Genomic DNA, 12,617 nt, shown 5'->3' with positions numbered 1-12,617 from the left:
GCATCAAGGAGACCGCCTGTGACCGAGCCGTGTGACCTCTCTTCGGTGGAGGCGCGCCGCCTGATCGGCGCAAAGCAACTCTCCCCGGTGGAGCTTCTGGCGTCGTGCCGGGCGCGGATCGAGGCGGTCAACCCGACCCTGAACGCCATCCCGACCACCTGCTGGGAGCGGGCCGAGGGCGAGGCCAAGGCGGCCGAGGACGCGGTCATGCGCGGCGACGACCTGCCGACCCTGCACGGCCTGCCCATGGGCGTGAAGGAGACCATGGTCAGCGGCGGGGTGCGCACGACCTTCGGCTCGCCGATCTTCGCCGACAACGTGCCGGAGAAGGACGAGCGGCTGGTCGCCGCCGCCCGCAAGGCCGGCGCGGTCGCGGTGGGCAAAACCAACGTCCCGGAATTCGGCCTCGGCGCCAATTCGACCAACCCGGTCTTCGGCGCCACCGGCAACCCGTTCGACCCGACGCGAATCTGCGGCGGCTCGTCGGGCGGCTCCGCCGTGGCGCTGGCGACCAACATGGTGCCGGTGGCGCTCGGCTCCGACACCGGCGGCTCCCTGCGCACGCCGGCCGCCTATTGCGGCGTCGTCGGCTACCGGCCGACCCCCGGCCTGGTGCCGATGTCGAACCGGGCGTCGGGCTGGAGCTGCATCTCGGTGCAGGGTCCCATGGGCCGCGACGTGGCCGACACGGCCATGCTGCTGTCGGTGCTGGCCGACCCCGATCCCGTCGATCCGCTGGCCTGGCCCGTCGACCCGAAGAACTTCCTGAACCTGCCGGACGTGGACCTCTCGACCCTGCGCGTGGCGGTATCGGAGGATCTGGGCTTCGCCCCGGTCGACAACCAGATCCGCGAGACCTTCCGCGCGGCGATCAAGGATCTGAAGGGCGCGTTCGGCGAGGTGGTGGAGGTCGATCCGCCGCTGCAGAATTCCGACGAAGTCTTCGCCATCCTGCGCTCGCTGCAGTTCCTCGACCGGTTCCGGCCGCACTACGAGACCAAGCGCGACCTGCTCGGCCCGAACGCCATCGAGAACTACGAGGAAGCGCTCGGCTACAGCTTCGCCGACGCCGCCTGGGCGCAGAACGAGCAGACCGCCATGTACCGCCGCCACCTGGCCTTCATGCAGGATTACGACGTCCTGCTGTCGCCGATGGCCGCGGTGCCGCCGTTCCCGGTGGAGCAGCTCTTTCCCACCCATATCAACGGCGAGAAGCTGCGCAGCTATTTCCACTGGCTGGGCCTGTCCTACGGCATCACCAACGTCTCCCATCCGGCGATCACCCTGCCCTGCGGGCTGGATCCGACCGGCACGCCATTCGGGTTGCAGGTCGCCGGCAAGCGCTACGGCGATGTGGAGCTGTTCGCGATCTCCGCCGCGCTGGAACGTCACATGGCGACGATCCCGGCCCGCGCCCGCCCGCTGCCGGACATCAAGGCGCTCTCCGCCTGAGTCCATGTTTCCAAGCCGCCATTTCTGAACCTGCGAAGGCACCGATCCCCTGCAGTCGGTGCCTTTACCGCCCCTTTGGCGGCCGATAGCATCTGCCCATAACAAGCAGACAATCGGGTAGGAACATGCCGCAGGAATACGACACGTCGGCCGCGTGGCGGGCCGACGACCTGAACCGCGACCGCCGCTGGATCTTCCCTCTCGCCGATGCCGACCGGGCGCCCATGGCCGCGGCGGTCAAGGCCGCCTACGACCCGGAGCGCGACCTTCTGGACTACCGCCGCGAGGAGTTCGATCTCGGTCCCGGGCTGGAGACGGTCCGGGCGGCCGCGCGGGAAGCCCATTTCGGCCTAGGTATCTCTCTGGTGAAGGGCCTGCCGCGCGAGGGCATGAGCCCGGAGGAGTTCCGCCTGCTGAGCTGGGCCATCGGCCTGCATCTCGGCGTGGCCCGGCCCCAGGGCAAGGCGACCCACTACCTGTCCGAGGTCAAGTCCGCCGGCATGGACTACCGCTCGGCCGGCGGCCGTGGATACAATTCCAACGCCAAACTCGACTTCCACGTGGACAGCTGCGACCTGGTCACGCTCGCCTGCTACAACAAGGCCAAGGCCGGCGGGCAGAGCATGGTCACCAGCAGCATCGCCGCGTGGCAGACGCTGGCCGCAGAGCGCCCTGATCTGGCGGAGGTCGCGCGCCAGCCGTTCTACTTCAGCCGCAACCAGGAAGAGGCACCGGACGAGGGGCCGTTCTATCCCCAGCCGCTGTTCGACTTCGAGGACGGCCGGCTGTTCTGCAAGTGGAACCGCAATCGGGTGCGCACCGCCCAGGACCTGGAGGGCGTGCCGCCGATGAGCGACGCCCAGCGCGAGGCCGCCGATTATCTGGACGCAATCCTGCGCCGGCCGGAGCTGATGTTCACCATGTGGCTGGAGCCGGGCGATCTGCAGATCATGAACAACCACGTCGCCCTGCACTCGCGGACCGAGTTCGAGGATTTCGAGGCGCCGGAACAGAAGCGCCTGCTGCACCGCCTCTGGCTCGCGCCGCCGGACTCGGTCCGGCTGCCGGAGAGCTGGCGGGTGTATTTCCGCGATATCGAGCCGGGAACCGTGCGCGGCGGCTTCCGCGGCCATTGCTACGATGCGACCCGGCATGCCTTCGAACAGCGCCAGGCCGCCAGCCACGGCATGCCAACCACGATCGCCTGAGACGGCCACACAGGGGCGCTGCGGAACGCATCCCAGCGCCCCATCCTCCCGCGCGGCGCGCCCCTGCGGCGCCGGCACCGCAAGCGGCAGTCGGACACTTCTCCTATTGTGCACAATTTCACGCCTTCTGCACATCAGGTGCGCCTTATTTGTAATCACCTTCGTCCAGAGCAAGGTTTCATCGCATTTCGAAGCGTCCATAATACATTGAAAAATATTGCTATTTTAATGACGCCCGATTTCCATGCAGATTCTCCCCAAAACCGTATTGGACGTATTTACCTCCGCTAGGGCCGGCCTTACCCTCCCTATGTGCACAATGTGCAGCCGCCATCGGGGGATGGATACACATGGCCGATACGCCGTCTCTGAACGTCGTTAACCTTAAAACCCACTTCTTCATCCGCGAAGGAGTGGTCCGGGCGGTCGACGGCGTCAGCTTCAGCGTCGATCAGGGCCAGGTTCTCGGCATCGTCGGCGAGTCCGGCTGCGGCAAGAGCATCACCGCCCGCTCGATCCTGCGGCTGGTGCCGAACCCGCCGGGGCGCACCGTCGACGGCAAGATCGAGTTCGAGGGCAAGGACCTGCTCGAACTGCCCGAAAGCGAGATGCGCAAGGTCCGGGGCAACCGGATCTCCATGATCTTCCAGGATCCCATGGTGTCGCTGAACCCGACCATGACCGTCGGCCGGCAGATCACCGAGGTGCTGCGCCTCCACCTGAACATGACCGAGACCGAGGCCCGGGCCCGCGCGCTGGAACTGTTCCGCGACGTGAACATCCCGGAGCCGGAAGGCCGGCTCGACAACTATCCGCACGAGTTCAGCGGCGGCATGCGCCAACGCGTCATGATCGCCATGGCGCTGGCCTGCGAGCCGGCGCTGCTAATCGCCGACGAGCCGACCACCGCCCTCGACGTGACGGTGCAGGCCCAGATCCTCGACCTGCTGCGGCGGATCCGCGACGACCTGAACAGCGCCATCATCCTGATCACCCACGACCTCGGCGTGGTCGCCGAGATCTGCGACAAGGTCGTGGTCATGTATGCCGGCAAGGTCGTCGAGCAGGCCAGCGTCTACGACCTGTTCGACGAGCCGAAGCACCCTTACACCCGCGGCCTGCTCGACTCCCTGCCCACGCCGGAGCATCGGGTCGAGCAGCTCAAGCCGATCCGCGGCCAGCCGCCGGATCTGCTGCGCATCCCCAAGGGCTGCAGCTTCGCGCCGCGCTGCGATTTCTGCATGCAGAAGTGCCTGGATGAGGAGCCGCCGTTCCGGGAGGTGGCGCCCGGCCATATGAGCCGGTGCTGGCTGGACAGCGTCACCCAGACGGCCGCGGCCGCCGAGTGACGGAGACGGGCCGGGCCCGGCGACAGCCGGGGCCGGCGGACCGAGCGCATAACGAAGGGGAGCGTTCTTGGAGAAGTTGCTGGAAGTCGCGGGGCTCAAGAAATACTTCCCCATCCGCAAGGGGTCCCTGTTCTCCCGCGAGACCAAGTATGTCCGCGCCGTCGACGACGTGACCTTCGACATCCACAAGGGCGAGGTCCTGGGGCTGGTCGGGGAGAGCGGGTCGGGCAAGACCACCACCGGCCGCCTGCTGGTCCGTCTGCTGAAGGCCACCGAGGGCGACATCGTCTTCGAGGGCAAGGACACTCAGGCGATGACGGACGCGCAATTCCGGCCGCTGCGCCGCGACATGCAGTTCATCTTCCAGGATCCGTATTCCTCCCTGAACCCGCGCCTGACCGTCGCCCACGCCATCGCCGAGCCGATCCGGCTGCACGGGGTGGCTCAGGGCAAGGAGGCCGAGGAGCGGGTCGGCGACCTGATGAACACGGTCGGCCTGAACCCGCGGATGGCCAGCCGCTACCCGCATGAATTCTCCGGCGGCCAACGGCAGCGCATCGGCATCGCCCGGGCGCTGGCGCTGAATCCCAAGCTGATCATCGCCGACGAGCCGGTCTCCGCCCTGGACGTGTCGATCCAGGCCCAGGTGCTGAACCTGCTGCACAAGCTGCGCGACGATTTCGGCCTGTCCTACCTGTTTATCGCCCACGACCTGAACGTGGTGCAGCACCTGTGCGAGCGCATCGCCGTCATGTACCTCGGCAAGCTGGTCGAGGTCGCCGACCGCGAGAGCCTCTATGCCGAGCCGCTGCACCCCTACACCCAGGCATTGACCTCCGCCATTCCGGTCCCGAACCCGCGCGCCAAGCGCGACCGGGTGCTGCTGAAGGGGGAGATCCCCAGCCCGGTCAATCCGCCCTCGGGCTGTCATTTCCACCCCCGCTGCCAGTTCGCCACCGAACAGTGCCGGCAGGTGGTGCCCAAGCTGAAGAAGGTGAACGCGACCAGATCGGTCGCCTGTCACCTGTACTGAGAGCCCGCGCGCACCAACGACGCGGGATTAACGGAGGTTGCCAGGGTCAGATTCACAGTAAAAGAACGGGAGACTTCTCAATGAAGCGTAGGGATTTTCTGAAGATCGCCGGCGCGGGCGCCGGTGCCTTCATCGCGAGCGACCTGCTCACCGCCAAGATCGCGCATGCCGCCGGCGGCCGGCTGACGGTCGCCATCAGCTCCGACGCCTGGAGCCTGGACGTGCGCACGTCCAGCGACGTGACCAGCCTCAACGTCGACAAGCAGATCTACAACGGCCTCATGAACTATGACGCCGAGTCGAAGATGTTCCCCGATCTGGCCGTTGCCGCGCCGGAGCAGCCGGACGACCTGACCTACATCTTCAAGCTCAAGGAAGGCGTGCAGTTCCACAAGGGCTACGGCGAGATGACCGCCGAGGACGTGGTCTACACCTACGACACCATCCGCGGCGCCATCGAGACCGGTCAGAACTTCTTCCTGTCGCTCTGGCTGAAGCCGCTGGCGAAGGTCGAGGCGGTGGACAAGTACACCGTCAAGTTCACCATGTCGGAGCCGTACCCGGACTTCCTCGACACCTCCACCATGTGCAAGATCGTCAGCAAGAAGGCGGCCGAGGAATTCGGCAAGGACTTCGCGCGCAATCCGGTCGGCACCGGCCCGTTCGAGTTCGTGGAGTGGGTCAAGGACGACCATATCCTGGTGAAGAAGAACGAGAAGTACTTCACCGCCGGCGTGCCCAAGCTGGACGAGATCTACTTCCAGATCATCCCGGACGACACGGTGAAGGTGACCAACCTGATCACCGGCCAGGTCGACATGATGAAGGAGATCCCGCCGCGCAACCTGGAGCAGCTCAAGAGCGCGCCGGGCGTGGTCGTCGGCCAGGTCCCGGGCACCCAGACCGAGCAGTTCTACTTCAACACCAAGGCCGGGCCGTTCCAGGACGTGAACCTGCGCCGGGCCGTGGCCTACGGCATCGACCGCAAGGCGATCGCCGAGAAGGTGTTCTACGGCATGGCCGAGATCGCCTATGCCCCGACCCCGGGCTGGCAGCTCCCGGCCGGCGACTATCCGGCCGACATGACCAAGATCGACTACGATCCGGACATGGCGAAGAAGTTCCTCAAGGAGAGCTCCAAGCCGGATAATTTCGAGTTCACCTGCATGACCACCGCCCAAGGCTGGTTCGTCGAGCAGCTCACGGTGATCCAGGCCAACCTGGCCGATATCGGCATCAAGATGAACATCGAGCCGCTCGAGAAGAGCGTCATGTTCGGCAAGATGCGGGTCTGGGACTACGAGGCGTCCTACGAGGATCTGAACGCCGGCTATTTCGGCTACAGCGCCGCCACCGCCCCGCTGTTCTACACCCCGCCGTCGCGCCAGCTCGGCTGGGAGGACGAACACGGCCTGAAGGCGTTCGACCTGCTCAACAAGTTCCTGGTCACGGTGAACAAGGAAGAGCGTCAGCTCGTCTATGCCGACTTCCTGAAGGTCCTGCACGACCAGGTGCCGTACACCCAGGTGGTCTTTGTCGACAGCACCGACGCCTGGTCGGAGAGCGTGACGAACTACAAGGTCGGCACGCCGAACGACAGCATCTTCTGGGAGACCGACCTCTCCTGAGGCGGTCGCTTTCCGACAGACGGACGGGCACCGGCATCGGGACCGGTGCCCGTCTCCCCCGCGCGGAGCACGGTAAATGAATTTCTGGGCCTATCTCGCGAAACGGCTTCTGCACGCGATCCCGGTCTATATCGGGATCTCCATCGTCATCTTCTCGCTGATCCACCTGATCCCGGGCGACCCGGCCCAGGCGGTGCTGGGCGATGCGGCGACGCCGGAGGCGATCCAGTCCCTGCGCGAGCAGTGGAACCTGAACGAACCGCTCTGGGAGCAGTTCCTGATCTGGTTCTTCAACGTGCTGCAGGGCGATCTCGGCCGCTCGCTGCACACCAACCAGCCGGTCTCCGAGATCATCGCCTCGCGTCTGCCGGTGACCCTCACCCTCACGGTCTCGGCCCTGGTCTTCTCGCTGATCATCGCCCTGCCGGTCGGCATCCTCTCGGCGATCAAGCGCAACACGATCATGGACCACGTCTCGCGGGTGATCGCGCTGCTGGGCATCAGCATCCCGAACTTCTGGCTCGGCCTGGTGTTCATCATCGTCTTCGGCGTTTACCTGCGCTGGCTGCCGCCGGGCGGGTTCCACTTCAACAAGGGCTTCATGCCCGGAGTGTTGAGCCTGATCCTGCCGGCGGTGTCGCTGGGCGCGTTCTTCGCCGCGATCTCCATGCGGATGGTGCGCTCCTCCATGCTGGAGGTGATGCGCAAGGAATACATCGAGACCGCCCGCGCCAAGGGCCTGGCCGAGCAGTGGGTGATCCGGCGCCACGCGATCAAGAACGCCTTCATCCCGGTGATCACCGTCATCGGCCTGCAGACCGGCACCCTGCTCGCCGGCGCGGTGCTGACGGAGACCATCTTCTTCATGCCGGGGATCGGACGCGAGCTGATCACCGCCATGGCCAAGCGCGACTTCCCGATCATCCAGGGCCTGATCCTGTTCTTCGCGACCGTCTATGTCGGGATCAACATCCTGGTGGACCTGAGCTACGCCTTCCTCAACCCCAAGATCGAATACAGCTGAGCCGCGGCCGGGCGCCCGGAGCCGACCCAGGAACCGAGACCCGAATGGCGGGAGGATACGAATGACTACCCAGGAGCACGCAATCGCGGTCGTCGCGGCCGACACCCAGGAGCCGCCCCCGCCACGCGGCCAGCTGAGGCTGTTCGTCGACGCCTTCGCCTCCAACAAGCTGGCGGTGGCCGGGCTGGTGGTGTTCGTCCTGGCGATCCTGGTCGCCCTGACCGCCGACTTCATCGCCCCCTACGACCCCAACGCCCAGGACCTGGCGGTCCGGCTGACCGGCCCCTCGGCCGTGCACTGGCTCGGCACCGACCAGTATGGCCGCGACCTGCTCAGTCGGGTGATCCACGGCACGCAGATCTCGCTGATGGTCGGCATCGTCAGCATCACCATCGCCACGGTCTGCGGCGTGACGGGCGGCGCGCTGTCGGGCTATCTCGGCGGCTTCGTCGACGACATCATCATGCGCTGCATGGACGTGCTGCTGGCCTTCCCGGCGCTGATCCTGGCCATCGGCATCCTGGCGGTGCTGGGCCCGAGCATCGTCAACGTGGTTATCGTCATCGCCGTGGTCTCGACCCCGCAGATCGCCCGCATCACCCGCAGCGCGGTGCTGACCCAGAAGGAAGAGGAATACGTCCAGGCCGCCATCGTCATCGGCCTGCCGATGCATGTCCGCCTGTTCAAGCACGTGCTGCTGAACTGTCTGGCGCCGATCACCGTGCAGGCCACCCTGCTGGTCGCCAACGCGATCATCGTGGAGACCTCGCTGAGCTTCCTCGGACTCGGGGTGCGGCCGCCGACCCCGACCTGGGGGACCATCCTGTTCGAGGGTAAGGATTACATCCTGCTCGGCATGTGGTGGATGAGTGTCTTCCCCGGGGTTGCTATCATCCTCGCCATGCTCGGCCTGAACCTCCTCGGCGACGGCCTGCGCGACGCTCTCGACCCGAAGATCCGGGGTGCCGACGCCTGAACCCGGGCGCGCGCTCCGGCCCGCCATGAGCCCCGGCGCGTCCTGCGCCGGGACAGTCTGCCGACCGAGATTGCAGAGGGACTGCCATGCTTCCGCTGACCGGCTATCCGGACCGCATGTCCGCCACCCCCGGGGGCCGCATCGAGTTCAAGGTCTCGTCCACCTTCGAGGACGGCTACACCATGGACGTCGTGCGGATCCGCCACGGCGATCCGAACCCGGCCGGTCCCGGCATGAAGCTGATCGACGTGCCGATGGCGTCGGGCACCTACCCCTCCCGCCTGCAGCCGGTGCATCTCGGCTCCTATGTCAGGGTCGACGCCCATCCGCCGGCGGGGGCCATGGCCGGGTCCCTGACCCTGGGCGCCACCGTATGGCCCACCCTGCCGGCCAAGGGCGTGCAGACCGTCATCTCGACCCTCGATGCGGTCGCCGGCGAAGGCTTTTCGCTGGAGTTGGGGCCGAACGGCGTCACCCTGCGGATCGGCCTGGGCGAAGGCGCGGTTGACACCCTGAGCCTCGGCAAGCGTCCGCGGGCCCGCTGCTGGTACCGCGTCTTCGCCAGCTTCGACGGCACCGCCGGCACCCTCTCGGTGTCCCAGACGCCCCTGACCCCACAGGTGATGTCGGACGACACCGGCACCGCCACCCGGCAGACCTCCGGCGCCCCGGTCCTGTCCAGCGGGAAGCCGCTGCTGATCGCTGCCGAGCCGGGCCGGGTCGTCACCCACCATTTCAACGGCAAGATCGAGCGGCCCTTCGTGGCCGACCGGGTCCTGTCCGAAGACGCGGTGACATCGGTGCTCGCCGGCGGCGATGCCGAGGGGCTGGTGGCCGCCTGGGATTTCGGCCAGGAGATCTCCGGCCAGACCATCCGCGACACCGGCCCGCTCGGGCTGCACGGTACGACGGTCAACATGCCGACGCGGGCCATGAAGGGCTCGACCTGGACCGGCGAGGAGATGAGCTGGCGCCACGCACCGGATCAGTACGCCGCCATCCATTTCCACGAGGACGATCTGTACGATTGCGGCTGGGAGACCGATTTCACGATCGAGATCCCGGCGGACGCCAAGAGCGGCCTCTACGGCGCGCGCCTGCGCTGCGGCGAGGCGGAGGACATTATCCCGTTCTACGTCCGCCCGAAGACCGGCACCAAGCAGGCCGATATCTGCTTCCTGGCCTCGACCTTCACCTATCAGGTCTACGGCAACCACGCCCGCGGCAACCTGGATCACGCGTTCCGCACCCGCATGCAGAACTGGGGCGCCTATCCGCACAATGCCGACGACGTGCCGGACTACGCCCACTCCACCTACAACTACCATCCGGACAGCAGCGGCGTGTGCTTCTCCTCTCGCCTGCGTCCGCTGGTGACGATGCGGCCCGGCTACCTGACCTTCAACGACGCCCGCGGTTCCGGCCTGCGGCACTTCCCGGCAGACACCCATCTGATCGACTGGCTGGAGGAGATGGGCCACGACTTCGACATCGTCACCGACGAGGACCTGGACGACGAGGGCGTGGACATCCTGAAGCCGTACAAGCTGGTGATCACCGGCTCGCATCCGGAATACCACACGCCGGGCACCCTGGACGGGCTGCAGGCCTTCGTCGATGGCGGCGGCCGGTTCATGTACATGGGCGGCAACGGCTTCTACTGGCGGGTCGCGCGCCATCCGGACATCCCCGGCATGATCGAGATCCGCCGGGCTGAGGGCGGCATCCGCGCCTGGGCGGCCGAGCCGGGCGAATACTTCAACCAGCTCGACGGCGGCTATGGCGGACTGTGGCGGCGCAACGACCGGCCGCCGCAGAAGCTCGCCGGCGTCGGCTTCTCCAGCCAGGGCGCCTTCGAAAGCTCCTACTTTAGGCGCAAGCCGGGCAGCGACAATCCCCGCGCCGCCTGGATCTTCGAGGGCGTGGACGACGAAGTGCTGGGAAACTTTGGCCTTTCCGGCGGCGGGGCCGCCGGGTTCGAGCTGGACCGCGCCGATATCCGCCTCGGCACGCCGGAGCACGCGATCGTCGTCGCCTCTTCGGAAAACCACCAGGAATCCTTCATCCCGGTCCTGGAGGACCAGCTCTCCCAGCGCAACACCGCCACCGGCGTCACCCATGCGTCGCTGATCCGGGCCGACATGACCTATTTCGAGGCGCCGAACGGTGGGGCAGTATTCTCCACCGGCTCCATCACCTTCTGCGGCAGCCTGTCCCACAACGGCTATCGCAACAACATCTCCAAGATCATCGACAACGTGGTGAAGCGCTTCTCGGCGTAACCCTCCCGACAGAAGAAGAAGGCGGCAAGACCGACATGGCTAACGTGACCTATATCGCGGGGCGCTCCCCTGTTCGCGGCGTGAGCGGCATGGTGGCCGCGGCCCACCCCTCGGCGGCGGCGGCCGGCGCGCAGGTGCTGCGCGAGGGCGGCAACGCCTTCGACGCGATCGTGGCGACGGCGGCGGCGCTGAACGTCTGCGAGCCGTTCATGTCGGGCCTCGCCGGTAACGGGCTGGCCACCATGTACATCGCCAAGGAGAAGCGGGTCCGCTCCCTCGACTTCACCCCGCCGGTGCCGCTCAAGTTCGATCCATCCTCCACCACCAAAGCGGAGATCGCCGCCGGGCCGAAGGCGCCGGGGGTGCCGGGCAACCTCACCGGCTGGAACACCATCAACAAGACCTACGGCACCCGGTCCCTGGACGTGCTGTTCAAGGAAGCTGTCCGCCTCGCCCGGGTCGGCGTGCCGTCCTCCGCCTTCTACGCCCGGCTGATGGACTTCTGTCTGGACCGCAACTATCCCGACCTCTGGCGCGAGACCTATCTCGATCCGCTCGGCGAGAAGGCCGCCGGCCAGGTGCTGCGCCAGCCGCTGCTGGCCGACACCCTGGAGGCGATCGGCGCCGAGGGCATCGGCCATCTCTACGGCGGCCCGCTCGGCAAGACGATGACCGAGCACCTGCAGTCGATCGGCGGCGTGATCTCCATGGAGGACCTGGAGCGGGTCGATCCGCAGTTCATGGAGCCGATGCAGGTCGATTATCGCGGCATGACGATCCACACCGTGCCGCCGCCCGCGGAATCCTTCCAGATGCTGCTCTCCCTGGCGATGCTGTCGGAGAGCAATATCGGCGCCATGGACCATCTGGGGCCGGACCATCTGGACACCGTGTTCCGCTCGATCCGCATCGCCTCGGAAATGCGCCTGCACTACAACAAGCGGCCGCGCGCCGAGGTGGAGGGGCTGTTCGACCCCAATGTCCTGGACCGGCTGCGCTCGCGGCTGACCGACGGCAAGCCGGTGATCGGCCGCACCGAGCAGTGGGGTGCCGGTCCGATGAGCGAGACCGACTGGACCAAGCAGCACACCACCTCCTTCTCCGCCGCCGACGCGGACGGCAATCTGATCTGCGTGACCCAGACCCTGGGCGGCATCTTCGGCTCCGGCGTGGTGATCCCGGGCACCGGCGTGTGCATGTCCAACTACCTGAACTGGGGCGATCTGGAGCCGGACTCCCCGAACTACCTGGAGCCGGGCAAGGCCTGGGCCTCCGTGGTGGCGCCGTCCATCGGCACGGTCGACGGCACCGGCGTCCTGGCCCTCGGCACGCCGGGCAGCTACGGCATCATGCAGACCCAGACCCAGGCCTATGTGCATTACCTCGACTACGGCCTCGACCTGCAGGCCGCCATCGAGGCGCCGCGGGCGCGGCTGTGGGACGGTGCGCGGGTCGAGCTGGAAAGCCGGGTGCCCGAAGCCACGGTGGAGGAGCTGAAGCGGCGCGGCCACGCGGTCGAAATGGCGCCGCCGCTCACCATGAACTGCGGTGGGATGCAGGCGGTCTCCTTCACGCCCGAGACCGGGGCGATGGTCGGCGCGGCCGATCCAAGGCGCGACGGATCGGCGGTCCCCGCATAGGCGGGGCCGCTTGCCGCTGGAGGTC

9 protein-coding genes are annotated in these 12,617 nt (G+C 66.9%); all 9 read left to right on the top strand.

Annotated features, from left to right (window positions below; all coding sequences use genetic code 11):
* Positions 1-18: 18 nt before the first annotated feature.
* The 9 genes from T8K17_RS07140 (at position 19) to T8K17_RS07100 (ending at position 12,592) form a co-directional block, all read left to right on the top strand.
* On the top strand, positions 19-1,452 hold the full coding sequence (locus tag T8K17_RS07140; protein WP_322333803.1) for an amidase: 1,434 nt from the start codon (positions 19-21) through the stop codon (positions 1,450-1,452).
* A 125-nt stretch (positions 1,453-1,577) separates the two neighbouring features.
* Positions 1,578-2,660 carry a TauD/TfdA family dioxygenase gene (locus T8K17_RS07135; RefSeq protein ID WP_322333802.1) on the top strand — a complete coding sequence of 361 codons (1,083 nt, stop codon included), beginning with the start codon at positions 1,578-1,580 and terminating at the stop codon, positions 2,658-2,660.
* A gap of 350 nt (positions 2,661-3,010) precedes the next feature.
* The gene (locus T8K17_RS07130; protein ID WP_322333801.1) at positions 3,011-4,009 is read left to right on the top strand and encodes an ABC transporter ATP-binding protein; all 999 of its coding nucleotides are present in this window, start codon (positions 3,011-3,013) and stop codon (positions 4,007-4,009) included.
* A gap of 67 nt (positions 4,010-4,076) precedes the next feature.
* Positions 4,077-5,042: an oligopeptide/dipeptide ABC transporter ATP-binding protein gene (locus T8K17_RS07125; RefSeq protein ID WP_322333800.1), complete on the top strand. Its 966-nt coding sequence runs from the start codon at positions 4,077-4,079 to the stop codon at positions 5,040-5,042.
* Between the two features lie 80 nt (positions 5,043-5,122).
* Positions 5,123-6,670, top strand: coding sequence for an ABC transporter substrate-binding protein (locus T8K17_RS07120; RefSeq protein WP_322333799.1), 1,548 nt, complete (start codon positions 5,123-5,125; stop codon positions 6,668-6,670).
* 76 nt (positions 6,671-6,746) lie between these two features.
* Positions 6,747-7,694 carry an ABC transporter permease gene (locus T8K17_RS07115; RefSeq protein WP_322333798.1) on the top strand — a complete coding sequence of 316 codons (948 nt, stop codon included), beginning with the start codon at positions 6,747-6,749 and terminating at the stop codon, positions 7,692-7,694.
* Positions 7,695-7,755: 61 nt separating this feature from the next.
* Positions 7,756-8,670, top strand: a complete 915-nt coding sequence (locus T8K17_RS07110) for an ABC transporter permease (protein WP_322333797.1) — start codon at positions 7,756-7,758, stop codon at positions 8,668-8,670.
* Between the two features lie 86 nt (positions 8,671-8,756).
* Entirely contained in the window at positions 8,757-10,952 is a 2,196-nt protein-coding gene (locus T8K17_RS07105; RefSeq protein WP_322333796.1) for a N,N-dimethylformamidase beta subunit family domain-containing protein, read from the top strand.
* Between the two features lie 35 nt (positions 10,953-10,987).
* Complete coding sequence (locus T8K17_RS07100) at positions 10,988-12,592, top strand: gamma-glutamyltransferase family protein (RefSeq protein ID WP_322333795.1); 1,605 nt, start codon at positions 10,988-10,990, stop codon at positions 12,590-12,592.
* Positions 12,593-12,617: the final 25 nt, after the last annotated feature.

Source organism: Thalassobaculum sp. OXR-137 (genome assembly GCF_034377285.1).
In the GTDB taxonomy this organism is placed as follows: Bacteria; Pseudomonadota; Alphaproteobacteria; order Thalassobaculales; family Thalassobaculaceae; genus Thalassobaculum.
The sequence above is the reverse complement of the archived record's forward strand: the minus strand, read 5'-3'. Positions and strand labels throughout refer to the sequence as shown.

Bases quoted from the DNA above. Each gene is read 5' to 3' on its own strand.
- T8K17_RS07135 (WP_322333802.1), top strand. From the start codon at position 1,578: ATGCCGCAGGAATACGACACGTCGGCCGCGTGGCGGGCCGACGACCTG.
- T8K17_RS07130 (WP_322333801.1), top strand. From the start codon at position 3,011: ATGGCCGATACGCCGTCTCTGAACGTCGTTAACCTTAAAACCCACTTC.
- T8K17_RS07120 (WP_322333799.1), top strand. From the start codon at position 5,123: ATGAAGCGTAGGGATTTTCTGAAGATCGCCGGCGCGGGCGCCGGTGCC.
- T8K17_RS07115 (WP_322333798.1), top strand. From the start codon at position 6,747: ATGAATTTCTGGGCCTATCTCGCGAAACGGCTTCTGCACGCGATCCCG.
- T8K17_RS07110 (WP_322333797.1), top strand. From the start codon at position 7,756: ATGACTACCCAGGAGCACGCAATCGCGGTCGTCGCGGCCGACACCCAG.
- T8K17_RS07105 (WP_322333796.1), top strand. From the start codon at position 8,757: ATGCTTCCGCTGACCGGCTATCCGGACCGCATGTCCGCCACCCCCGGG.
- T8K17_RS07100 (WP_322333795.1), top strand. From the start codon at position 10,988: ATGGCTAACGTGACCTATATCGCGGGGCGCTCCCCTGTTCGCGGCGTG.